At 71.9% G+C, this 21,445-nt stretch carries 21 protein-coding genes, 1 pseudogene and 2 riboswitches; of the genes and pseudogenes, 12 read left to right on the top strand and 10 right to left on the bottom strand.

What is annotated here, in order from left to right:
* The 4 genes and pseudogenes from ACILR4_RS17730 to thiC all read right to left on the bottom strand — a co-directional run.
* A pseudogene (locus ACILR4_RS17730) lies at nucleotides 1-578 on the bottom strand (thiazole synthase); the annotation flags it as partial.
* A 5-nt stretch (nucleotides 579-583) separates the two neighbouring features.
* Nucleotides 584-808, bottom strand: coding sequence for a sulfur carrier protein ThiS (gene thiS, locus ACILR4_RS17725; RefSeq protein WP_395702189.1), 225 nt, complete (start codon nucleotides 806-808; stop codon nucleotides 584-586).
* A complete protein-coding gene (locus ACILR4_RS17720) occupies nucleotides 805-1,899 on the bottom strand; it encodes an FAD-dependent oxidoreductase (protein ID WP_395702188.1) in 1,095 nt (364 codons plus the stop codon). Before ACILR4_RS17720 ends, thiS begins: the two co-directional genes overlap by 4 nt.
* Before the next feature lie 10 nt (nucleotides 1,900-1,909).
* Complete coding sequence (gene thiC / locus ACILR4_RS17715; protein WP_395702187.1) at nucleotides 1,910-3,820, bottom strand: phosphomethylpyrimidine synthase ThiC; 1,911 nt, start codon at nucleotides 3,818-3,820, stop codon at nucleotides 1,910-1,912.
* A gap of 76 nt (nucleotides 3,821-3,896) precedes the next feature.
* Nucleotides 3,897-4,000: riboswitch (TPP riboswitch) on the bottom strand.
* A gap of 115 nt (nucleotides 4,001-4,115) precedes the next feature.
* Between thiC and ACILR4_RS17710 the strand changes: the two genes are divergently transcribed.
* A complete protein-coding gene (locus tag ACILR4_RS17710; RefSeq protein WP_395702186.1) occupies nucleotides 4,116-4,619 on the top strand; it encodes an acyl-CoA thioesterase in 504 nt (167 codons plus the stop codon).
* 168 nt (nucleotides 4,620-4,787) lie between these two features.
* Entirely contained in the window at nucleotides 4,788-6,527 is a 1,740-nt protein-coding gene (locus ACILR4_RS17705) for a diguanylate cyclase domain-containing protein (protein ID WP_395702185.1), read from the top strand.
* Between the two features lie 134 nt (nucleotides 6,528-6,661).
* Here the strand turns inward: ACILR4_RS17705 and ACILR4_RS17700 are convergent, their stop codons facing one another.
* Complete coding sequence (locus ACILR4_RS17700; protein WP_395702184.1) at nucleotides 6,662-6,823, bottom strand: hypothetical protein; 162 nt, start codon at nucleotides 6,821-6,823, stop codon at nucleotides 6,662-6,664.
* Nucleotides 6,824-6,973: 150 nt separating this feature from the next.
* Here ACILR4_RS17700 and ACILR4_RS17695 point away from each other — a divergent pair, with 150 nt between their 5' ends.
* Entirely contained in the window at nucleotides 6,974-7,750 is a 777-nt protein-coding gene (locus ACILR4_RS17695; protein ID WP_395702183.1) for a cyclic nucleotide-binding domain-containing protein, read from the top strand.
* Between the two features lie 12 nt (nucleotides 7,751-7,762).
* Here ACILR4_RS17695 and ACILR4_RS17690 read toward each other — a convergent pair whose 3' ends face one another.
* Together ACILR4_RS17690 and ACILR4_RS17685 are read right to left on the bottom strand one after the other, a co-directional pair.
* Nucleotides 7,763-8,284 carry a hypothetical protein gene (locus ACILR4_RS17690; protein ID WP_395702182.1) on the bottom strand — a complete coding sequence of 174 codons (522 nt, stop codon included), beginning with the start codon at nucleotides 8,282-8,284 and terminating at the stop codon, nucleotides 7,763-7,765.
* Between the two features lie 101 nt (nucleotides 8,285-8,385).
* Nucleotides 8,386-8,964 (bottom strand): TMEM165/GDT1 family protein, encoded by a 579-nt coding sequence (locus ACILR4_RS17685; protein ID WP_395702181.1) that lies wholly within the window; start codon nucleotides 8,962-8,964, stop codon nucleotides 8,386-8,388.
* Nucleotides 8,965-8,970: 6 nt separating this feature from the next.
* Nucleotides 8,971-9,180, bottom strand: a riboswitch (yybP-ykoY riboswitch).
* A gap of 112 nt (nucleotides 9,181-9,292) precedes the next feature.
* On the opposite strand from ACILR4_RS17685, the gene ACILR4_RS17680 reads away from it, so the two are divergent.
* Together ACILR4_RS17680 and ACILR4_RS17675 are read left to right on the top strand one after the other, a co-directional pair.
* The gene (locus ACILR4_RS17680; protein WP_395702180.1) at nucleotides 9,293-10,288 is read left to right on the top strand and encodes a 2-dehydropantoate 2-reductase; all 996 of its coding nucleotides are present in this window, start codon (nucleotides 9,293-9,295) and stop codon (nucleotides 10,286-10,288) included.
* Between the two features lie 74 nt (nucleotides 10,289-10,362).
* On the top strand, nucleotides 10,363-11,547 hold the full coding sequence (locus tag ACILR4_RS17675; protein ID WP_395702179.1) for a pectin acetylesterase-family hydrolase: 1,185 nt from the start codon (nucleotides 10,363-10,365) through the stop codon (nucleotides 11,545-11,547).
* Between the two features lie 10 nt (nucleotides 11,548-11,557).
* Here ACILR4_RS17675 and ACILR4_RS17670 read toward each other — a convergent pair whose 3' ends face one another.
* Nucleotides 11,558-12,196: a nucleoside/nucleotide kinase family protein gene (locus tag ACILR4_RS17670; protein ID WP_395702178.1), complete on the bottom strand. Its 639-nt coding sequence runs from the start codon at nucleotides 12,194-12,196 to the stop codon at nucleotides 11,558-11,560.
* Nucleotides 12,197-12,267: 71 nt separating this feature from the next.
* Here ACILR4_RS17670 and ACILR4_RS17665 point away from each other — a divergent pair, with 71 nt between their 5' ends.
* Nucleotides 12,268-13,566, top strand: a complete 1,299-nt coding sequence (locus tag ACILR4_RS17665; RefSeq protein WP_395702177.1) for an alanine racemase — start codon at nucleotides 12,268-12,270, stop codon at nucleotides 13,564-13,566.
* 9 nt (nucleotides 13,567-13,575) lie between these two features.
* Here the strand turns inward: ACILR4_RS17665 and ACILR4_RS17660 are convergent, their stop codons facing one another.
* Complete coding sequence (locus ACILR4_RS17660) at nucleotides 13,576-14,307, bottom strand: hypothetical protein (protein ID WP_395702176.1); 732 nt, start codon at nucleotides 14,305-14,307, stop codon at nucleotides 13,576-13,578.
* Nucleotides 14,308-14,509: 202 nt separating this feature from the next.
* On the opposite strand from ACILR4_RS17660, the gene ACILR4_RS17655 reads away from it, so the two are divergent.
* The 6 genes from ACILR4_RS17655 (at nucleotide 14,510) to ACILR4_RS17630 (ending at nucleotide 19,247) form a co-directional block, all read left to right on the top strand.
* Nucleotides 14,510-15,241, top strand: coding sequence for a LiaI-LiaF-like domain-containing protein (locus ACILR4_RS17655; protein WP_395702175.1), 732 nt, complete (start codon nucleotides 14,510-14,512; stop codon nucleotides 15,239-15,241).
* 9 nt (nucleotides 15,242-15,250) lie between these two features.
* Nucleotides 15,251-16,306, top strand: coding sequence for a sensor histidine kinase (locus tag ACILR4_RS17650; protein ID WP_395702174.1), 1,056 nt, complete (start codon nucleotides 15,251-15,253; stop codon nucleotides 16,304-16,306).
* Complete coding sequence (locus ACILR4_RS17645; protein WP_395702173.1) at nucleotides 16,303-17,025, top strand: LytR/AlgR family response regulator transcription factor; 723 nt, start codon at nucleotides 16,303-16,305, stop codon at nucleotides 17,023-17,025. The genes ACILR4_RS17650 and ACILR4_RS17645 overlap by 4 nt, the downstream gene beginning before the upstream one ends.
* A 169-nt stretch (nucleotides 17,026-17,194) precedes the next feature.
* Nucleotides 17,195-18,070, top strand: a complete 876-nt coding sequence (locus ACILR4_RS17640) for a PEP-CTERM sorting domain-containing protein (RefSeq protein WP_395702172.1) — start codon at nucleotides 17,195-17,197, stop codon at nucleotides 18,068-18,070.
* Entirely contained in the window at nucleotides 18,067-18,714 is a 648-nt protein-coding gene (locus ACILR4_RS17635; protein WP_395702171.1) for a tetratricopeptide repeat protein, read from the top strand. Before ACILR4_RS17640 ends, ACILR4_RS17635 begins: the two co-directional genes overlap by 4 nt.
* A 116-nt stretch (nucleotides 18,715-18,830) precedes the next feature.
* On the top strand, nucleotides 18,831-19,247 hold the full coding sequence (locus tag ACILR4_RS17630; RefSeq protein WP_395702170.1) for a CAP domain-containing protein: 417 nt from the start codon (nucleotides 18,831-18,833) through the stop codon (nucleotides 19,245-19,247).
* On the opposite strand, the gene ACILR4_RS17625 is transcribed toward ACILR4_RS17630, so the two are convergent.
* On the bottom strand, nucleotides 19,244-21,367 hold the full coding sequence (locus ACILR4_RS17625; RefSeq protein WP_395702169.1) for a hypothetical protein: 2,124 nt from the start codon (nucleotides 21,365-21,367) through the stop codon (nucleotides 19,244-19,246). The genes ACILR4_RS17630 and ACILR4_RS17625 overlap by 4 nt on opposite strands.
* Nucleotides 21,368-21,445 lie beyond the last annotated feature (78 nt).

Below are 21,445 nucleotides of genomic sequence, written 5' to 3'. Positions count from 1 at the left end.
GGCAGGCGCTCGCGCAGCGTGCGCAGCGCGAACGGGTTCAGCAGGCCCTGGCCCGAGCCGATCGGCGCGCCCCAGGGCATCAGCAGCGGGCAGCCGGCATCGAGCAGGCGGCGGCACAGCACCAGGTCGTCGGTGCAGTACGGGAACACCGTGAAGCCGTCGCGCACCAGCTGCGTCGCGGCGGCCAACAGCTCGAAGGGGTCGGGCTGCAGCGTGTGCTCGTCGCCGACGACCTCGAGCTTGATCCAGGCGGTGCCATACAGCTCGCGCGCCATGTGGGCGAGCTGAATCGCCTCGTGCGCGCTGCGGCAGCCGGCGGTGTTGGGCAGCAGGCGCGCGCCGCTGCGCGCCAGCACGCTGCGGATCGCGGCGATGAAGCCGTTGTCGCCGGCGGCGCTCGCCAGCGTGCGTTTCAGGCCGACGGTGACGACCTGCGCACCGGAGGCCCGCAGCGCCTGCTCCAGCACCGCGGGCGACGGGTAGCCGGCGGTGCCGAGCAGGAAGCGGCTGGTGAGCGTGACGTCGCCGACCCGCCAGGTGTCGCGGCTATCGTTCGATGTGAGCGTGTTCGATGTCATCGGGATCAGCCTCCGACGATGGGGTGGAAGAGCAGCACTTGCTGGCCTTCGGCGAGCACGAAGCCGGCGCGCGCGGCGCGCGGCACGAACTGGCCGTCCACCGCGGTCGCGACGCTGTCGCTCGCCTCGCCGCTGAGCTGCAGCAGGTCGGCCAGCGTGCTGTTGGCCGGCACGGTGTGGAGGCGATCGCCGAGGCGCACGGTCACCAGGGTGGGGCCGTTGGTCGTCATGCCACGGCCTCCGTGACGGCCGGGAGCAAGGCCCGCCAGCGCGCCAGCGCGTCCTCCACCAGCGCCGGGGCCAGCAGCCAGCCGTGGCGGAACAGGCCGTTGATGCGCACCAGCCCGGGCTGCACCTCGACGCAGGGCTCGTTGTCCGGCAGCGCCGGCCGCAGGTTGCGATCGAGCCGCAGGATGCGGGCCTCCTGCAAGGCCGGCGGCACGCTGTGCGCGGCGGCCATCAGCTCGACCGCGCTTTTCAGCGACACCTCCGAGCGATCCTCGCTCTCGATCTCGCTGGCGCCCACCACCAGCAGGTCGCCGGGCCGCGGCGCGATGTAGACGCGGTGCCGCGGGTGCAGCAGGCGCACCGGCCGCGTCAGCCCATGGCCGGGCGCGTGCAGCCACACCGTTTCGCCACGCACGCCGCGCAGCGGCAGCGGCGGCCGCGCGCCCAGGCCGCGCAGGTCGAACACCGCATCGAAGCCGCGCCAGGCGCTGGCACCGGCCGATTCGACGCGCAGCGCAGCGTGCCGCAGCTCGGCCACCGGCGCACGCCAGTGCCAGCGCACGTGCGCGCCGCGCGTGCCTTCGTGCAGGCCGCGCAGCGTGCCGATCGGGTCGATCTGCCCTTCGCCCGGCAGCAGCCAGGCCTGGGCGATGCCCTGCAGCGCAGGCTCCAGCTGGCCGAGCTGATCGGTCGTCAGCGCCTGCGGTGCTGCCGCTGATACGGCCGGCGCCGGCAGCCGCGCCAGCAGCCGCTGCGCCGCGCCGGCATCGCTGCGGTGCGCCAGCAGCAGGCTGCCGCGCGCGGCGAAGTACGGTGTGCCCGGCAAGGCCGCGACGATGCGCGGCCACAGGTCCAGCGAGCGCCAGCCCAGCGCCGCGGTGGCGGCCGAGGCCACGTCCTGCTCGGCCAGCGGGCTCAGCAGCCCGGCGGCGGTGAAGGCCGCGGCGCCGTGGCCGTCGAAACGCGGCTCGGGGCCGTCGGCCGGGTCGAACACCTCGATGCGGCAGCTGGAGCCGAGCTGACGCACGAGGGTCCAGGCCACCAGCCGGCCCAGCAGCCCGGCACCGGCAATGCCGATGTGCAGCATGCTCATCGCCGCGCCCTCAGCCGCGCTGCGGCTGGATCGGGATGTAGAGCTCGGCCCCGGCGGCGCGGAACTCGTCGGACTTCTCGGTCAGCCCGCGCGCCAGCGCCTCGCCTTCGGCCAGGCCCTGCTGCGCGGCGTAGTCGCGCACCTCCTGCGTGATCTTCATCGAGCAGAACTTCGGGCCGCACATCGAGCAGAAGTGGGCCACCTTGGCCGCGTCCTTCGGCAGCGTCTCGTCGTGGAAGTCACGCGCGGTGTCGGGGTCCAGGCTCAGGTTGAACTGGTCGCTCCAGCGGAACTCGAAGCGCGCCTTCGACAAGGCGTCGTCGCGCGCCCGCGCGCCCGGGTGGCCCTTCGCAACATCGGCCGCATGCGCGGCGATCTTGTAGGCGATGATGCCCTGCTTCACATCGTCGCGGTCGGGCAGGCCCAGGTGTTCCTTGGGCGTCACGTAGCACAGCATCGCGGTGCCCATCCAGCCGATCATCGCGGCGCCGATCGCGCTGGCGATGTGGTCGTAGCCGGGCGCGATGTCGATCGTCAGCGGCCCCAGCGTGTAGAACGGCGCCTCGTGGCAGTGCTTCAGCTGCTCGTCCATGTTGGCCTGGATCATGTGCAGCGGCACATGGCCCGGGCCTTCGATCATGGTCTGCACGTCGTGCTTCCACGCGGTCTGCGTCAGCTCGCCCAAGGTGCGCAGCTCGGCGAACTGGGCCTCGTCGTTGGCGTCGGCCGCGCAACCGGGGCGCAGGCCGTCGCCGAGCGAGAAGCTCACGTCGTAGGCCTTCATGATCTCGCAGATCTCTTCGAAGTGCGTGTACAGGAAGCTCTCGCGGTGGTGCGCGATGCACCACTTGGCCATGATCGAGCCGCCGCGCGAGACGATGCCGGTGACGCGCTCGGCCGTCAGCGGGATGAAGGGCAGGCGCACGCCGGCATGGATGGTGAAGTAGTCGACGCCCTGCTCGGCCTGCTCGATCAGCGTGTCGCGGAAGATCGCCCACGTCAGGTCTTCGGCCACGCCGCCCACCTTCTCGAGCGCCTGGTAGATCGGCACGGTGCCGATGGGCACCGGCGAATTGCGCAGGATCCAGTCGCGCGTGGTGTGGATGTGGCGGCCGGTGGACAGGTCCATCACCGTGTCCGCGCCCCAGCGGATGGACCACACCAGCTTCTCCACCTCTTCCTCGATGCTGGAGGTGACGGCCGAGTTGCCGATGTTGGCGTTGATCTTCACCAGGAAGTTGCGGCCGATGGCCATCGGCTCGATTTCCGGGTGGTTGATGTTGGCCGGGATGATCGCGCGGCCACGCGCCACCTCGTCGCGCACGAACTCGGGCGTGATCGGCCCGGCCGGCAGCGCGGCGCCCAGCGGGTTGCCGGCGCGCCGACGCTCGCGTTGGGCGTTAGCCAGGTGCGCTGCCATCCACTCGCGGCGGCCGTTCTCGCGCAGCGCGACGTACTCCATCTCCGGCGTGACGATGCCGCGCTTCGCATAGTGCATCTGCGTGACGTTGGCGCCGGGCTGGGCGCGGCGCGGCATGCGCTGCAGTGCGGCGGCGCGCTCGCGCAGCGCCTGCAAGGCGGCCGGGTCGCCGCCCGCGGCCAGCGCGGCCTGGCGCGCGCCGTCGTCCAGCGCCTGCGGCGCGCGGCCGGCGTAAGGCGCGCTGTCGCCGCGTTCGGCGATCCACGCGGCGCGCAGCGCGTGCAGGCCGCGGTGCACGTCGATGGCCACCGCGGGGTCGGTGTAGGGGCCGGAGGTGTCGTACAGCGACACCGTCTCGCCATTGGTCAGCTGCACCTCGCGCAGCGGCACCTGCAGGTCGGCGCGCGAGCCGGCGAGGTAGGCCTTGCGCGAGGCCGGGAAAGGCTCACGCGTGAGCGCGAGGCGCTCGGCCAGCGGCGGCAGGTGTTCGGGGGCATTCATCGGCGGGCTCCTTGGTGCGACAGACAGTGCTCCGAAGGTCGCCCCCGAGACCTTGGCGCGCAGCAGCACGCGAAGCCGTGGGTGTGACAGCTCTTCTTACGCCGGTACTAACCGGTTCAAGTTCGCGGGTTCGGATTCACCGTCTCAGCACGCACCCTGCGTGCACCCCGGAGCGGGGCGGATTGTGCGAGCGGGCTTGCGGCGGTGTCAATTGACCGCGGGCAAGAAAGCCGCGCCGCGCATTGACAATGCGGGCCCGCCTGCCGTCCGACCCGATTTCCGGAGTGCCATCGCCATGACCGACCTGCCGACCCACCAGCTGACGATGACGGTGCTGATGACGCCCGATACCGCGAACTTCTCCGGCAAGGTGCATGGCGGCACGATCCTGAAGCTGCTGGACCAGGTGGCCTATGCCTGCGCCAGCCGCTACTCGGGCTCGTATGTCGTGACGCTGTCGGTCGACCAGGTGATGTTCCGCCAGGCCATCCAGGTGGGCGAGCTGGTGAGCTTCCTGGCCTCGGTCAACTACACCGGCAGTTCGTCGATGGAGGTCGGCATCAAGGTGCTGGCCGAGAACATCCGCAGCCGCACGACGCGGCATGTCAACAGCTGCTTCTTCACGATGGTGGCGGTGGGGGACGACGGCAAGCCGGTGCCGGTGCCGCCTCGGCAGCCGGCCAGCGACGACGAACGCCGCCGCCACGCCGCCGCCCAGTTGCGCCGGCAGCTGCGGCAGGAGCTGGAACAGCGCTCGCAGGCGATCCGTCAGGCCCCGGTCGGCAGTGGCGGCGCATGAGGCGACCGGGCGCAGCCAGAAGCGCCCGGAAGCGCCCCGGACACGGCCGCCAAGGCGCGAACAATGCCCCGATGGCCGGCCAAAAAGACCGCACGGCGCCAGCCAAAATCGCTAAAATAGAAATATGTTGTAAATAAGGCCGTTCGCGGCCGGGGCTTGCGTGTTGTTGTGAAGTCTGCCTTGTTGCGCGCGGCCGCCGCGGCGCTCGATGGCCTGGAAGTCGGCTTTTGCGCCTTCGACAGCCAGGACCGCACGCTGGCCTGGAACCAGACCTTCCTGGCGTTCTTCCCTGAGCACCGCGACGCGGTGCATGAAGGCGAGCCCTACGCGGAGAACCTGCGCCGCTTCTACGGGGTGCGCCTGTCGGCGGAGGAAATGCCGCGCATCGAGCGCTACATCGCCGAAGGCGTGCAGCGCCACCGCAGCCAGCGCCGGCCCTACGAGTTCGACCATCGCGGCGTCCGGGTGCGGGTGTCGTCGGTGGACATGGGCGCGTTCGGCCGCATCCGGGTCTGGCGCAAGGTGGCGGCGCTAGCCGACCCGGCGCTGGCAACGCGGCCGCTGCGCCCCTCGCTCGCCGAGGGGGCCTCGGCCATCCTGGAGAGCATGCCCGACGGCGTGCTGGTGGTCGACGCCGCCGATCGCCTGCTGTGGGCCAACCAGGCCTTCCTGGGCCTCTACGGCCTGCGCACGCTGGACGAAGTGGCCGGAGCCGGCTTCGAGGCGCTGTTCCGCCAGGCCTGGAGCACCGACCCGCGCGCGCCGGCCTTCCTGCAGAGCCTGGAGATCCTGCGCGAGAACCAGCGCTTCTCGGGGGCGCCGTTCGAGCTGGCGCTGCCGGGCGAGCGCTGGGTGCGCGTGATCGAGCAGCGCGGCCACACCAGCGACGGCCGGGGCTGCTTCGTGCACGTGGACATCACCAGCCTGAAGCGCCAGCAGCAGGCGCTGCGCGAGGCCGAGGCCCGCGCCCGCGCCAGCGAGGCCGGCTACCGCATGCTGGCCGAGCATTCGAGCGACACCGTCGCCACGCTGCGCGAGGGCCGGCTGAGCTATGTGTCGCCCAACGTCGCCAAGCTGCTCGGCTGGCGGCCCGATGAAATCCTGGGGCGCTCGGTGATCGACTTCTGCCACCCGCAGGACATCGCCACCGTGGTGGCGGCGCTGCAGCGCCTGCACGGCCAGCCCGAGGCCGACTACCGGGCCCGTGCGCTGCATGCGGACGGCCACTACGTGTGGATCGAGTCGCGTGCCAGCCGGCTGCCGCCGCGCGCAGGCGAGCCCGAGGCGCTGCCCGAACTGGTGATCAACATCCGCGGCATCGGCGCACGCAAGGCCATCGAGGATGAACTCGACCGCACCCGCCGCCGCCTGGAAGCGCTGGCGGTGACCGACAGCCTGACCGGCCTGGCCAACCGGCGCAGCTTCGACCTGGCGCTGGACACCGAATACCGCCGGGCCCAGCGCGAAGGCAGCCCGCTGGCGCTGCTGTTCATCGACCTGGACGACTTCAAGCAGTTGAACGACCGCTGCGGTCACCTGGCCGGCGACGCCGTGCTGCGCCAGGTGGCCGCGGTGCTGCAGTCCTGTGCCCAGCGCGCCGGCGACCTGGCCGCACGCTACGGCGGCGAGGAATTCGCGCTGCTGCTGCCGAACACCGAAGCGCTGCGGGCCGAGGCCATTGCCGAGAAGCTGCGCGCCAGCATCGAGGCGCTCGATGCGCCGGCGTCCAACGGCCGCGGCCTGAGCGTGAGCATCGGCCTGTGCGGCAGCGACAACCCGCGCCTGGACGACGCGCCCGAGGGCCTGCTGCGCCTGGCCGACGAAGCGCTGTACGCCGCCAAGCACGGCGGCAAGAACCAGGTGCGCCGCGCCGGGCAGACCGGCGCCGCGGCCGGCTGGACGCACTGATTCAGCGTTAGGCGCCGCCGGGCCGTGCCGCCTGCCGGCGGCGCGGTCTCCGGCGCGAACTTACACTCGGGCGCCATGAGTGCCGCCCAGCCGCAGTCCGGGGCCGCCATGCGGGCGCGCGCCGGCATCGTTGCTCAGACGATCGGTGCGGGCACCACGGCCTGCGCCACGGCCACCGTGTCGGTGTCGGCAGCGGCCCACAGGCTGTCGGCGTCGGCGACCAGCGCCAGCACCATCACGATGCCGATCAGCAGGGCGTTCAGGCGATCGTCCAGCAGGGTGGTCTTGAAGTTCATGGTGGGCTCCGTGGCAGTGGGGGTTGACTGGCTTGTCGTCGCTGCATCGCATCGACGTGGGTTCACTGTAAAAACCGCCGGCCTTGCGCGCGATGCCGCCGGTCACCCCGCCGGAGTGCGGTTTTCACACCCCCGCCGGAAGGCCCGGCCATGAGCCTGGAAGCGCTGGTCGCCGAAGGGGTCGCGCGGCTGGGCGAGACGGCCGCGGCGGTGCTGGCGTCGCCGCTGCAGCTGGTGGCGCACCTGGCCGCGGCCATCGCCATCGCGATGGTGGTGGCCGGCGCGCTGTGCCGCACGATGCTGCCGCTGCGCTGGCTGGCGGTGGGCAGCAACCTCGGGCTGCTGGTCTACGGCGCGCTGCACCCCTCGCCGATCACCCTGCTGATCGCCGCCTCGCTGCTGCCGATCAACCTGTACCGCGCGGTGGAACTGACGCGGCTGTCGCGCCGCGTCAAGGGCGCCGGCGTGGCCGCCGACATGGCCGCGCTGTGGCTGCGGCCGCACATGAAGGCCAGGCGCTTCAACGCCGGACAGACCCTGTTCAACAAGGGCGACAAGGCCGACAGCCTGTACCTGCTGGCCGAGGGCCGGCTGGCGCTGGCCGGCATCGGCGCGGAGATCGCGCCCGGGCGCATCTTCGGCGAGATCGCGCTGTTCTCGGCCGAGCACCGCCGCACGCAGACCGTGCGCTGCGTCACCGCCTGCACGGTGCTGCAGATCCACGAGAGCACGGTGCGCCAGCTCTTCTACCAGAACCCCGCGTTCGCCTTCCACCTGATGGCGATGCTGGCCCAGGGCCTGGGCAAGGACGTCGAGCGCGCATTGGCCACCGGGCCGCTGCGGCGGCCCATGGCGGATGCTGCCGCAGCGGCCGAGGCGCCTGCAGCGCCCGAAGCACCGGCCGCGGACGCACCGGTCGAGCGTTAGGCGTCCGCCGCGTCAGTGCAGCAGCTGGCGCAGCGTGGAGCCGTCGGCGTAGCGCAGGTCGTCGACGCGCCACTGGCCGTCCACCCGCTGCAGCACGTAGCGCACGCGCTCGTGCATGCCGTGCCCGCTGAAGCGCACCGCCACCTCGGCCTGCGTGCCACTGAGCTGGGCCGGTTCGAGCTGGAAGCGCGTCGGCAGGTCCTGGGCGTTGGTGAACGGGTCACCGTCGATGTCGGGCACCTCGTCGGCCGGCACCGGCCTGGCCAGCTGCTGCAGCAGGCGGCGCTGCAGGTCGGGCGTCAGGCGCGCGGCCTTGGCATTCACCGAGGCGGTGTTGAACACCATGTCGGTCTTGAAGTGCTGCTGCAGCAGGCCTTGCACGACGGCCTGGGCCGCGGCGGCCTCCGCCGGCGTGCCGGTGCTGGACCTGCTGGCGGCCACCGGTTGCGCGTGCAGCGGCAGGCCGGCGAGCAGGCCGCCCAGCACGAGCAGCAGGCCGGCCAGGCGCGAACGGTCGAAAGCGATCGGGTTCATGCCGGCAGTCTGAGGCGCCGCGGTTGCGGCGGCACGTCAGCCAGCCGTCGCGCGGGTTGCATTTGTTGCGGCCGGGGGGCCGCTCCTCATTCGACCGAGGATCAGAACCCGAACCCGGCGCCCGCGCCCAGCAAGGTCGCAACCCCCAGCGCGAAGAAGATCAGTGCCGCCACCGCATGCACCAGCTTCAGCGGAATGCGCGCGGCCAGCTTGTCGCCGGCGAACACCGCCGGCACGTCGGCGATCAGCATGCCCAGCGTGGTGCCGGCCACCACCAGCAGCGGGTTGGCGTAGTGCGCGGCCATCGCGACGGTGGCGATCTGCGTCTTGTCGCCCATCTCGGCCAGGAAGAAGGTGATCAGCGTGGCGCCGAACACGCCGAAGCGCTGCGCGACGGCGGCCTCCTCGTCCTCGATCTTGTCGGGGATCAGCGTCCACACCGCCATGCCGATGAACGACAGGCCCAGCACCCAGCGCAGCACGCCGGGGCCGAGCACGCTGGTGATCCAGGCGCCCAGCGCGCCGGCCAGGCCATGGTTGACCAGCGTGGCCACCAGGATGCCGGCGATGATGGGCCAGGGCTTCTTGAAGCGCGCGGCCAGCAGAAAGGCCAGCAGCTGGGTCTTGTCGCCGATTTCGGCGAGCGCGATGACGCCGGTGGAGACGAGCAGGGATTCCATGAGAACAAGCTTCCAGGGCCGGGACGGACAGACGATTGACCACGGCGCACGCCCGGCCAGATCGGGGCACCGTGGTCAAAGGTCTTGCCAGGCGCTGGATGCGAATCCAGGGCCGCCGACGCCATGGCCCGGGACCGGGCCAAGCATGTTGACGTCGGCTTCTTCAAGGCCCGTGAGGCGGGCGGTGAAGAGCGGCTACTCCCCCATGACCAATCGGAGTTTAACCGGCCGACCCGCAAGCCCGGCTTGAATATCGCGCGCGATTGATTGCAGATCAGCGGGCCGGAAGCGGGCAAGATGCCGGTTTGGCTCAAGACCCAGGGGTCGCATGGACAGGATCTGCATCGTCGGCGCCGGCGCGATCGGCGGTTTTCTCGGCACCCGGCTGGCCGCCACCGGCCGCCACCGGGTGGGTGCGCTGGCGCGCGGCGCCACGCTGGCTGCGCTGCGCACGCAGGGCTGGCAGCTGGACAGCGGCGGCGCGCTGCTGCAGGCGCCGGTGGCGCAGGCCAGCGACAGCGCCGCCGAACTCGGCCCGCAGGACCTGGTGATCATCGCGGTGAAGGGCCCGGCGCTGGCTGCGGTGGCGCAGCAATTCGGGCCGCTGCTGGGCCCGGCCACCGTGGTGATGCCGGCGATGAACGGCGTGCCCTGGTGGTTCTGCCAGGGCCTGGCCGGCTTCCCCGGCGGCGGCACGCTGCAGAGCGTGGACCCCGGCGGCACCATCGCCGCGGCCATCGATTTCGAGCGCGTGCTCGGCTGCGTGGTGCATGCCAGCACCGCCACCCGCGCGCCGGGCCTGGTGCAGCACAAGGTCGGCCAGGGCCTGATCGTCGGCGAGCCCCGCGGCGGCCACAGCCCCCGGGCGCAGGCGGTGGTCGACCTGCTGGCGCACGCCGGCTTCGAGGCCACCCACGCACCCGATGTGCGTTATGACATCTGGTACAAGCTGTGGGGCAACATGACGATGAACCCGATCAGCGCGATCACCGGCGCCACGATCGACCGGGTGCTGGCCGACCCGCTGCTGCGTGCCTTCTGCACCGCGGCGATGCAGGAAGCCGCCGCGGTGGGCCAGCGCATCGGCTGCCCCATCACCCAGAGCGCGGAAGACCGGCACGCCATCACCGCGCGGCTGGGCGCGTTCAAGACCTCGATGCTGCAGGACGTGGAGGCCGGCCGCGCGATCGAGCTCGACGCCATCGTCGGCGCGGTGCACGAGATCGGCCAGCGCGTCGGCGTGGCCACGCCGAGCATCGCCGCGCTGCTGGGCCTGACGCGGCTGTTCGGCCGGGTGCACGGGCTGTACCCGGCATCCGCCTGAATGAGGGATGACCCCGGGGCGGCGGCCGCGCTGCCCGGTGGTCAAATGCCCGTTCCGCCGTGAACGGAGCTGCCATGAATCGCTCGATCGCGCTCGCCGGTGTGCTGGCCGCGCTGGCTGTAGCCCCCCTCCACGCCGCCGAAGGCTGGCAGACCATCGACAACCCGCCGGCCATCATCGGTGCCGACGGACTGCCGCACCAGGCCACCTGCTCCGGCTTTCCGGGCACCAACCCGCGCTACCGCTTCTGGGTGCGCCCGGGCGACCCGAAGAAGCTGGCCGTCATCTTCGACGGCGGCGGCGCCTGCTGGGACGACCTGACCTGCAGCCACCCGTCCGGCGGCGTGCTGCGCCAGCCGCTGCTGCAGTTCTACACGCCGGCGATCCCGAAGGATGTCGACCCCAGCCAGTACGACGGCCTGCTGGACCTGAACAACCCGGCCAACCCGGTGAAGGACTGGACGCTGGTCGCGCTGCCCTACTGCACCGCCGACGTGCACCTGGGCTCCGCCGACCACGTCTACCAGAAGGTGGCGCGCCCGGGCTTCCCGCGCGGCGACACCATCACCATCCATCACCGCGGCTACGACAACTTCATGGTGGTGCTGGACTGGATCGGCAAGAACGTCGGCCCGGACCTCAGCGACCTGTTCGTCACCGGCGCCAGTGCCGGCGGCTATGGCGCGTCGGCCCACTTCCCGTGGCTGGCGCGGCAGTTTCCGCAGGCGCGGCTGTCGGTGCTGGCCGATGCCAGCCAGGGCGTCAGCACGCCGGCCTTCGATGCCAACGGTCGCGCCAACTGGAACGTGCAGCTGCCGGCCTGGGTGTTCGGCAGCACACCGCTCGCAGTGCCCTCGAACGACCTGCTGCGCCGCGGCGCCCAGGCCTACACCGGTGCGCGCTTCGCGCAGTACACCACCACGCAGGACGAGGTGCAGACCGGCTTCTACGGCTACATGAAGGTGTTCTACGGTCCCGGCGGCAACTGCCCGCTGATCACGCCGGACTGGAACCGCCAGATGCTCGGCACGCTGTCGCAGTACAAGACCAGCCTGCCGAACTTCCGCGCCTACGTGCTGCCCGGCACGAAGCACACGATCATCGGCGACAACGGCTTCTACGCCGATTCGCCGGCCGGCCCGACCATGGCCGCCTGGACCGGCGCGATGCTCGACTGGAACCCCAGCGCGCCGGCGTGGGACAACGCCGCCTGCCCCGATTGCCTGACGCCGATGCCCTGCCGGCGCCCCGCACCCTGAGCGGCAGGCCCTAGACCCGCACAACGAACCCGGCGCGGCCGCGCGTCGCCTCGATCAAGCGGGCGTTCGGCTCGTCGGTGTGCGCCACCCAGTCCGCGGCGGCCTCGGCGCTGCGGCCGAACTGCTGGTGGCGCTGCGCCAGGCGCTGCCGGCGCAGCGTCGGGTCCACGTCCACGTAGCCGACATCATCGAGCAGCGCTGCCACCGCGCCCCAGGCGCCCTCGGCCAGCAGCAGGTAGTTGCCTTCGGTGATGACCAGCGGCACCGCGGCGTCGACGGCGATCGCGCCGGCCAGCGCTTCCTCGAGGTCCCGGTGGTAGGCCGGCGCGTACACCGTCTCGCCCGCGGGCTGCGACCGCAGGCGGCGCAGCAATGCGGCATAGCCGGCGCTGTCGAAGGTATCGGGCGCGCCCTTGCGCCCGGCGCGGCCCAGCCGCTGCAATTCGGCGTTAGCCAGGTGGAAGCCGTCCATCGGCACGATCACCGACTGCGTCGGCAGCGCCGCCTGCAGCGCCTGCGCCAGCGTCGACTTGCCGCTGCCCGGCGGGCCCACCAGCCCCAGCAGCCGGCGACCGCCGGCCTGCAGCAGCGCGTGGGCGCGGGCCAGCAACGGTGCCGGTACGGCATGCGGGGTGGCGGGTGCCTGCATCGGAAGCGTCTGCACAATCGCGGTGGGGAAGCCGCCATTGTCGGCGCCCGGACCGAAGCCAGGAGATCGAGATGACGAGAGAGGTGGGCATGACGCGCCCGGTGGCCGAGCCGGTGTTCGCCCCCGGGCTCAAGGGCTTTCCGCACGACCAGCCGCCGATGACGCGCGCGCAGATCGCCGCCGCCGGCTGGCAGGTGCTGGACGGCCGGCTGCCGCTGCCGCTGGCGGTGCTGAAGCACGAGGCGCTAGCGCACAACATCGCCTGGATGCAGGCCTTCGTGCGCGAGCGCGGCATCGACCTGGCGCCGCATGGCAAGACGACGATGTCGCCGCAGCTGTTCCGGCGCCAGCTGGACGCCGGGGCCTGGGGCATCACGCTGGCCAACGTGACGCAGGCGGCCATCGGCGTGGCCGCCGGCGTGAAGCGCGTGCTGATCGCCAACCAGGTCTTCGCCGACGAGGACCTGCACGGGCTGCGCGCGCTGCGGGCGGCGCATGCCGACCTGCGCACCGTGTTCCTGGTCGACTCGACCGCGCAGCTGGCGCTGATCGAGGCCTGGTGCGCAACACATCCGGGCCCGGCCTTCGAGGTGCTGCTCGAGGTCGGCGTCGCCGGCGGCCGCACCGGCTGCCGCGGCCACGAGGAAGCCGCCGCGCTGGCGCGCGCGCTGCATGCCAGCCCGGCGGTGCGGCTGGTGGGCATCGAGTGCTACGAAGGCCTGGGCGCCAAGGGCGACAGCGCCAACGACGAGCCCTATGCGCGGGCGCTGATGGACCGCGTCGAGGCGCTGGCCACGCTGTGCGACCGCGAGCACCTGTTCGAGGCCGACGAGGTGCTGATGTCCGCCGGCGGCTCGGCGATCTTCGACCTGGTGGCCGGCCGGTTGAAGCCGTCTCTATCGCGCCAAGTACGCGGCCTGCTGCGCTCGGGCTGCTACGTCACGCACGACCACGGCAACTACCGCCGCATGCTGGCGGCCGTGGCCGCGCGCTGCGGCTGTGCCGAGACGCTGCGGCCCGCGCTGGAGGTGTGGACGCATGTGCAGTCGCGCCCCGAGCCGGGCCTGGCGATCCTGGCGGCCGGCCGGCGCGACCTGTCCTTCGACATCGAGATGCCGATCCCCTTCGCGCGCGCGCCGCGCGGCACGCTGGCGCCTCAGGCCATTCCCGGCAGCTGGCGGGTCACGGGCCTGAACGACCAGCATGCCCACCTGCGCTGGGACGCGGGCGACGAGGCCGCCGCGCCGGTGGTCGGCGAGCGCGTGGGCCTGGGCATCTCGCACCCCTGCACCACCTTCGACCGCTGGCAGTGGATGCCGGTGGTCGACGACGCCTACCGCGTGATCGACGCGGTGACGATGCACTTCTGACAATGCGGATCAGGGCAGCGTGCAGCTGCCGCTGCCGCCGTCGCGCACGTAGTGGTCGGTGGACAGCGCCGCATTCGCTGCGGAGATCACGTTCAGCCCCGCGCTCAAGAACACCGGCGTGTGCGGCCGGGTGCTGCTCAGCTGCGTCAGCGGCGTGTTGTTGATCGACACGTTCAGCAGGTAGCCGCCGTTGTCGAACAGGTTCACGTAGGGCTGCGCCCGGCCGGTGGCCGCGTTCAGCGCGCAACCCGGCGTCACCGTGGCGTAGGACTTGCCACTCGCCGCGTATTCGAGGTCGACCACCACCGAGTTGTTGCGCGTGTCCGGGATGCAGATGTTGGGCTGGCCCGGGAAGGTGGTGGCCGCGTCGAAGGCATAGCTGTCGGCCACGCGCCGGCTCAGCGCCACGGTCACCGTGTCGGCCCCGTCGGGCAACCACAGCGTGGCGCTCGGGCTGGCGAAGGTCACGCTGGCCACGGTCGCGCCGTTGACGCTGACCGTGGCGCTGGCGTGCTTGGCCGGGTTGTAGAGGCCGGCCGTGACCATCGGCGCCATGCCGCTGACCGGGTTCATGGCGCAGCTGATCGCGCTGGAGGCGAAGGTCTTGCCGCTGGGGCCGACCTGGATGCCGGTGGCGGCCGCTGCGGCCCAGCTGGCCGACAAGGCCAGCGCGGTGACCGCGACGCGGCCTGCGATCGACCGGACAACCCGGCTTCGGGCGAGTGGAGGCAGAGCCTGCATGGTGCGTTCCTTGGACTCGGCCGGCACGGCCGATCGCCCGCAACATATCCCCGCCGACCGCCCTGGCGGCCAAGCCGAGTTAAGGCGGTGTTGCGATGGGTCACGGGCGGCGCAGGGCGCGGCGCCGCGATTCGTCGGCCTTTCCCGTCGGTTGGCCGGCCCCGGCTTCCCCGGACGCCGCGGCGGGTGTCCACTCTCGCCCATGGACACGCCCCCGACCCCCTTCGATTCACCGCGCCGCCGCGCCCGGCGTGCGCTGTTCGGCCTTGGCATCGTCGGCATCGGCTCGCTCGCGCTGCTGGACAACCTGCAGCTGTTCGAGATGCCGGTGCTGCGCACCTTCTGGCCGCTGGCGCTCGTGCTCTGGGGCATCGGCCGGCTGCTGTGGCCGCATCACCTGTCGAGCCGGCTGTTCGGCCTGGTGCTGGTCGTGGTGGGCGTGCTGATGGTGATGCACAACCTCGGCCACATGAACATCGATTTCCGGCATTGGTGGCCGGTGTTCCTGATCCTGGCTGGCGTGGCCATCGTGCTGCGCGGGCTGTTCCCGCACCCTCGGCGCTGGCAGCGCCGCCAGCGCTTCGAAAGCTCGGCCATCGAGCACAGCGACGAGGTCGACATCGACGCCAGCTTCAGCGGCATCAAGCTGCGCAACGACTCGCGCCAGTTCAAGGGCGGGCGCATCAGCGCGCAGTTCGGTGGCGTCGAGCTCGACCTGCGCGAGGCGATGATGGCCGGACCCGAGGCCACGCTGACGATCCACGCCTCGTTCAGCGGCATCGAACTGCGCGTGCCGCGCGACTGGCAGGTGTCGGTGCAGATGAGCTCGACGCTGGGCGCGGTGGAGGACAAGACCTTCGCGCCGCCCGCGGCCGCGCACCGGCTGGTGCTGCGCGGGGACACGACGCTGGGCGGTGTCGAGATCCGGAACTGAGCCGCTGCCGTGCACCCGCTGCTGACCCGCCTGCGCGGCCTGGCCGCCTACCTGCTGGCCTGGTGGCTGGCCGGGCTGGCGCTGGCCGCCGCCTGCGTGCAGCCGCCGGCGACGACCTGGCCCTGGGCGCTGGGCTTCGCGCTGCCGGTGGCGCTGGGCTGCGGGCTGCTGGCGCTGGCGCTGTACCCGGTGTGCCGCAGCCAGCCGCTGACGCCGGCGCGCTGGATCAGCGCGTTGCAGCGCCGCGCGGCGGCGGCGCTGCTGCTGGCGCTGCTGGCCGGCGGCGGCGCGTCGCTGTGGAACGCGCTGGGCTGGGCCTTCGGCCGCGCCGGCCTGGTGGTGCTGCCGCCGGCGGGCTGGCTGGCGCTGCTGGCCATCGGCTTCATGGTGTTCGTGATCTCGGCGCTGGCGCACGACGCGCTGCTGTCGCTGCAGGCCGCGCAGGCCGCCGCCGCCGCCGAGGCGCAGGCCCGGCTGCACCTGCGCGACATGGAGCTGCAGGCGCTGCGCAACCAGATCGATCCGCACTTCCTGTTCAACGCGCTGAACTCGATCAGCGCGCTGACGCAGCTGGACCCGGCGGCCGCCCGCGCGATGACGATCGACCTGGCGCAGTTCTTCCGCCTAACGCTTTCAATGAGCGGCCGCCAGCGCATTGCGCTGGACGAGGAACTGGAACTGGTGCAGCGCTACCTGGCGATCGAGCAGCGCCGGCTGGGCGACAAGCTGCAGCTGGCGATCGACGCCGATGCCGACTGCCGCAGCGCGCTGCTGCCGCCCTTGGCGCTGCAGCCACTGGTCGAGAACGCCATCAAGCACGGCATCCGCCAGCTCGACGACGGCGGGCTGATCGACATCCGTGCCCGGCACGACGCGGGCCGGCTGCAGCTGCGCGTGGCGAACCCGGTGGAAGCCGCCGCGCCGCGCGACGCCACCGGGCTGGGACACGGCCTGCAGCACCTGCGCGCGCGGCTGCAGGCCCAGTACGCCGAACCCACCTTCGTCGACGTGCTGCAGGCCGACGGCCGCTTCACCGTGACCCTTCACCTCCCCTGGCAGACATGAGAATTCGTGCCCTGATCGCCGACGACGAACCGCTGGCCCGCGCGCTGCTGCGCGAGTACCTGCGGCCGCATGCCGACATCACCGTCGTCGCCGAGGTGGCCGACGGCCTGGCCGCGGCGCGCGACATCCAGGCGCTGGCGCCCGACCTGGTGCTGCTGGACATCCAGATGCCCAAGCTCACCGGGCTGGAGGTGCTGCAGGCCACCGGCCTGCGGCGCGGCGTGGTCTTCACCACCGCCTACGACGCGCATGCGCTGGCCGCCTTCGACCTGCATGCGGTGGACTACCTGCTCAAGCCCTTCAGCCAGGCCCGCTTCGACACCGCGCTGGCACGCGCACGCCAGCTGATGCAGGAGCCGGCGCCCGCGGCCGTCGAACGCCTGGTCCAGGCCCAGCCGCTGCGCCGCGTGCTGGTGCGCGACGGCGCCGACCAGCGCGTGCTGGCGCTCGACGAGGTCGACTACATCGAGGCCCAGGCCGACACCGTGGCCTTCCACCAGGGCCCGCAGGTGCACCTGAAGACGCAGCGCATCTCCGAGCTGGAGGCCCAGCTCGACCCCGCGCAGTTCGTGCGCGTGCACCGCAGCTTCATCATCAACCTGAACCAGCTGCAGACGCTGGAGCGCACCGATTCCGATGCGCATGCGGTGCGGCTGCGCAGCGGCAAGCGCATTCCGGTCAGCCGCAGCGGCTACGACAAATTGCGCGCGATGCTGTGATGTCGCGCCGGGATTGAGCCGTCTCAAGACCCGCCGCGGGATTCGGGTGCTCAATCAGGTTGTCGGCTGCTTTCCGGTGGCCCGCCTGCGCGAGATGTCCAAGCCTGCCAAACCCGCCCCCTTTCCCGATGGAGGTCACTGCCCCGGTTGCGGTGCGCTGGTCGAGCGCGTGCACCGCCATCCGCTCGACCGCTTCGTCAGCATGTTCGAATCGGTGCACCGCTACCGCTGCACCGACCCGCAGTGCGGCTGGGAAGGCGTGGTCGGCCGCGAGGACATCGCGCAGTCGCTGCACGCCACGCTGACCTGGCGCAGCCGGCTGCTGTGGATGGCCGGTGGCGTGGTGCTGGCCACCAGCGGCATGCTGGCCGCCCGCATGCTCACCGGCACGCGGCCGGCCGCACGCCCCACCGTGGCGGCGGCCGCAGCGGCAGCCTCGGCCAACCGCGACAGCGGCGAGTGGGACATGCTCGGCTCGCCGCCCGGGCTGCACCACGAAGGCACCGAGCTGGGCCCCGACGACGCGCGCGTGGCGAAGAACGTGACGCCACTGCAGCTGCGCCGCAACTGTGTCTGGGGCGTGCCGGGACGCACGCCCTACCGCGGCACGGTGGAGCAGGCCTTGATGGCGGCTCAACTCCCGCCCGAGGTGGTGCAGCGCATTGCCGAGATGGCGCGCAACGGCTTCACGCGGGACCGCGTCGAGATCTCGCGCACGGCAATCCGCTCGATCGACGGGCGGCGCATCTTCAAGCCGCAGATCCCGGCGATGAGCTTCGGCAACACGCTGTGCTTCGACACACAGGTCAACTTCCCGTCCGGGCATGTCGAGTACGCCGCGCTGTACGAGGCGGACGACCAGGCCGGGCGCCGCTACTCGGTGATGGTGCCCTTCGTCTGCAACAACGTCTCGGTGCTGGGCGTGCGCCGCGAGGGCGACGTGCCGCCGGGCGCCGTGCCCGAGCCGGGCACCTGGCTGCTGACCCTGACCGCGCTGGGCCTGCTGGCCTGGCTGCGCCGGCCCACCGCGAAAGGACGCACATGAACACCCTCCACCGGCACGGGACGCGGTCGGCCGTGGCGCTGCTGCTCGCCGCATCGGCGCTGGCGGGCGCGCAGACGCCGGGGGCCTCGGCGCCGGCTTCGGCAGCCACAGCTCCGGCGACGTCCGCCGCCGCTGCGTCGGTAGCGTCGGCGCCGGGCCGCAGCGTGCGCGAGCGCGCCGCCGCCGGCGACCTCGATGCGCAGTACGACCTGGGCGTGGCGATGCTGTGCCGGCGCAACCTCTCGCGCGACCCCGCCGAGGCCGGGCGCCTGCTGCAGGCCGCCGCGGAACAGGGCCACACCGGCGCGCAGAGCGTGCTGGGCTGGATGCTGATGAGCGGCCACCGCATCGCCCGCGACGACGTGCTGGCGGTGCGCTGGCTCACGCGGGCCGCCGAGGGCGGCGACACCGCGGCCCAGAACAACCTGGGCGTGATGTACGCCACCGGCCAGGGCGTGGCCAAGGACCCGGCCGCTGCCGAGCGCTGGTTCCGCGCCGCCGCGGACCGCGGCGCCGAGATGGCGCAGCGCAACCTGCACGTGCTGCGCGGCGAGCCGGTGGGCAAGCCCGCCGCTTCGAAGACCGCCGGCGCGCTGCACCCGGCCCTGGCCCGCGCCGGCTGCCGCACCGCACCGCGCACCTGAATCCTGCACGCCCGCGCCGCAGCGCGGGTTTGTCTGCAGCCCGCCGCCACGCCGGGCCCTCAAGAATGGGGCTGTTCAGCCGATGAACAGACCAGTCCCCTTCTTGAAGCCCTGCGATGCGCAAGCTGTTGATCGCCCTGGCCCTGGCCACCACCGCCGTCGCGAACCCCGCGCAGGCCCAGTCCAGCGAAGGCTTCGGCCGCCACCTGGCCGAGTTGATCAACGGCTACCGTGAACGCAACGGCCTGGCCCCGCTGACGATCTCGGAGGACCTGGTGGCGCTGGCCGGCGAACACAGCGCCGAGATGGCCGCGCAGCGGGTGCTCACGCACGAGGGCTTCGACGCCCGCTACACCCGCGCCCGCAGCCGCGTCTGCGTCGAGAACGTCGGCTGGAACTTCCAGACCGCCGAGGCGCTGATGGACGGCTGGCGCCATTCGCCGGCCCACCACCGCAACCTGCTCGAGGCCAAGGTCTCGCGCATGGGCATTGCGGTGGACGCGCGCTACGTGACCTTCTTCGCCTGCCTCTAGGGTCTGGGGCCAGGCCAGGCCACCGCGGCCCGGCGCCGCTGCGCGGCGGCCCCGGCCACCAGCGCCGCCACGAGGCCCAGCGCGGCCAGGCCCGGCGTGGCTGGCTCGGGGACCAGCAGCTGGTCGCTGAGGGTCAGCGCGAAACGCGTGTCGTCGTGGGCGACCCGGAAGAACAGGTTGTCCGAGCTCAGCAGCGACAGGTTCGCGCCGCCTGCGCCAGCGCTGGCCAGCAGCGGCTGAAAGCCCAGCACGGTGAGCTCGTCGTAGAAGGGCCGCAGCACGTCGAAGGGGTCGGCCGCGTCGCCGGCCACGGCATTCACCGAAGCCAGGCTGTGCAGATCCTGGTCGAGCAGGTCGAACTGCCAGTTGCCGGACATCTGGATCCCGCCCGCCACGGGGGTGGCCTGCGGCGTCACCTCGATGGCGGTCTTCGCAGGCGCCCGGTGGTCCACCGAATCCCCGCCGCCGTACCCGCTGGGTACCTTCGCTTCCACCTTGCCGATGTTGGGGGTGGTGCCTTGGGGATCGATCTTCAGCGCGTACATGATGCTGCCGTCGGGCAGCGTCTCTGAGCTGCGCGTGACCTTGTACGCCGCGCCGAACAACTTCATCGCGTTCTCGAAGTAGTCGATGACGGTCTGCGCCGTCTCGCCCTTCTGCACGTCCTTGTGCAGGCGGAACTGCACGTTGCCCTTGGCGTCCTGGAACTCATAGCTGATGGTGCTGTTCTGGCTGGCCGCATCGCCCAGCCGGATCGTCGCCGGGTCGGCGAGCACACCGAGCGGCCAGCCCAGCAGACTGACGGCCAGCGCCGCGGCCGCGGCCAGACGGGGGGACACCCGGCGGCGCGTTGGCCGCATCACCCAGGCCCCGGCCAGCAGCGCCACCAGGCCCAGCATCAGCGTTGCGGGCTCGTCGATCGCGCTGGGCGCCACGCCGAACTGCTGTCCGCCGGCGCTGACCAGCAGCCCGAGGTCGGGGCCGCGGTCGGTGTAGAAGACCAGGCGGCCCGGCGTGATGGCATCGGTGAGGTAGCTCGCGTCGGCGTCGAACTCGAGCAGGTCGCCGATGGCGGCCAGCCGGTCGATGTTCTCGCGCAGGCCCTGCGCGCCGTAGAGGCGGCTGGTGCCGTTGTCGACCGACTTCTCGTCGTCGTGCCAGACCTGCCAGGTCCAGTCGGCCAGCGCGCCCAGGCCCGCCGCGTAGTACACCGGCGCCGAATTGACCTCGACCTGGAAGTAGCTCAGCGCTTCGCCGGTGGCCCCGCGCTCGATGTCGTAGAGGTAGCGCCACACCCGCTCGACCCCGGGTGGCAGGCTGGCCAGCACCTCGGGCGGCAGCTCGGACAGGCTCTGCTGCTGGGCGCTGCCGTGCAGCTGCACCGCGGGTTGCGGGCCGTAGACGGACTTCAGCCCACCGGTCTCCTCGGCACCCAGGTTCAGCCGCTGGTCGAACAGGCTGGCATCGACCTGCATCACCTGGCCGCCGCCCTTGCTCTGCGCTGCCGAGTAGTGGTCGAGGCCGGCGAAATGACCGATCTCGTGCAGCGCGATGTTGTGGATCAGCGTCCTGGCGACCTCGTCGGTGCCGCCGAGCCGGTCGTTGGGCAGGAAGATGTCGCCGCTCTCGATCTGCCCGGCGGTGTCACCGGACAGCAGCCAGTTCAGCCGACCGCGTTCGGTGCCGCTGCCCATCGCCTGGATCGCGTCGGACGTGCGGAAGTAGATGCTGAGCGTGTTCTCCTTCTGCATCGACTTCTGCACCTCGGGGTACTTGGTCATGTCCGGCGCCGCGTCAGTGTCCTTGGCATAGGCCTGCGCCTGCTGGGCGTAGGCGGTGCGATCGATCGCCGTCTGCGGCGGATTGCCATCGCGCAAAGTGAGCGTCACCTGGTATTTGGCCAGCTCGGCCTGCCACTTCTGCAGCGCCGCGACGACTTCGGCCCGCGAGCCGGGGTTCTTCGGGTCGTTCTCGACGAACACGTCGTAGTGGCGCGCCCCCAGCCTGGCATTGCCGCCGTTGGTGTCGGTGAGCTGTACGTAGGCCCCGGCGCCCATCGCCCAGCACAGCGCGAGGCCGACACCCAGCCCCGCCAGGACACGCCGCCACCGTTGCCACATCGCCAGACTCCCGCGTTTGCGGTCACTTCTAGCAGCGCGGCGGCGCGGCGGGTTGAGCCAGCGCAATGCGCGCCGCCC

The sequence above is a fragment of the Aquabacterium sp. genome, assembly GCF_044226965.1.
Lineage (GTDB): Bacteria > Pseudomonadota > Gammaproteobacteria > Burkholderiales > Burkholderiaceae_C > Pseudaquabacterium.
Note: the sequence above shows the minus strand (reverse complement) of the source record. Positions and strands in the feature narration are given on the sequence as shown.

Bases quoted from the DNA above. Each gene is read 5' to 3' on its own strand.
- ACILR4_RS17675 (WP_395702179.1), top strand. From the start codon at position 10,363: ATGAATCGCTCGATCGCGCTCGCCGGTGTGCTGGCCGCGCTGGCTGTA.
- thiC (WP_395702187.1), bottom strand. From the start codon at position 3,820: ATGAATGCCCCCGAACACCTGCCGCCGCTGGCCGAGCGCCTCGCGCTC.
- ACILR4_RS17645 (WP_395702173.1), top strand. From the start codon at position 16,303: ATGAGAATTCGTGCCCTGATCGCCGACGACGAACCGCTGGCCCGCGCG.
- ACILR4_RS17660 (WP_395702176.1), bottom strand. From the start codon at position 14,307: ATGCAGGCTCTGCCTCCACTCGCCCGAAGCCGGGTTGTCCGGTCGATC.
- ACILR4_RS17665 (WP_395702177.1), top strand. From the start codon at position 12,268: ATGACGAGAGAGGTGGGCATGACGCGCCCGGTGGCCGAGCCGGTGTTC.
- ACILR4_RS17670 (WP_395702178.1), bottom strand. From the start codon at position 12,196: ATGCAGGCACCCGCCACCCCGCATGCCGTACCGGCACCGTTGCTGGCC.
- ACILR4_RS17700 (WP_395702184.1), bottom strand. From the start codon at position 6,823: ATGAACTTCAAGACCACCCTGCTGGACGATCGCCTGAACGCCCTGCTG.
- ACILR4_RS17635 (WP_395702171.1), top strand. From the start codon at position 18,067: ATGAACACCCTCCACCGGCACGGGACGCGGTCGGCCGTGGCGCTGCTG.
- ACILR4_RS17720 (WP_395702188.1), bottom strand. From the start codon at position 1,899: ATGAGCATGCTGCACATCGGCATTGCCGGTGCCGGGCTGCTGGGCCGG.
- ACILR4_RS17690 (WP_395702182.1), bottom strand. From the start codon at position 8,284: ATGAACCCGATCGCTTTCGACCGTTCGCGCCTGGCCGGCCTGCTGCTC.
- thiS (WP_395702189.1), bottom strand. From the start codon at position 808: ATGACGACCAACGGCCCCACCCTGGTGACCGTGCGCCTCGGCGATCGC.
- ACILR4_RS17685 (WP_395702181.1), bottom strand. From the start codon at position 8,964: ATGGAATCCCTGCTCGTCTCCACCGGCGTCATCGCGCTCGCCGAAATC.
- ACILR4_RS17695 (WP_395702183.1), top strand. From the start codon at position 6,974: ATGAGCCTGGAAGCGCTGGTCGCCGAAGGGGTCGCGCGGCTGGGCGAG.
- ACILR4_RS17625 (WP_395702169.1), bottom strand. From the start codon at position 21,367: ATGTGGCAACGGTGGCGGCGTGTCCTGGCGGGGCTGGGTGTCGGCCTC.
- ACILR4_RS17630 (WP_395702170.1), top strand. From the start codon at position 18,831: ATGCGCAAGCTGTTGATCGCCCTGGCCCTGGCCACCACCGCCGTCGCG.
- ACILR4_RS17710 (WP_395702186.1), top strand. From the start codon at position 4,116: ATGACCGACCTGCCGACCCACCAGCTGACGATGACGGTGCTGATGACG.
- ACILR4_RS17655 (WP_395702175.1), top strand. From the start codon at position 14,510: ATGGACACGCCCCCGACCCCCTTCGATTCACCGCGCCGCCGCGCCCGG.
- ACILR4_RS17680 (WP_395702180.1), top strand. From the start codon at position 9,293: ATGGACAGGATCTGCATCGTCGGCGCCGGCGCGATCGGCGGTTTTCTC.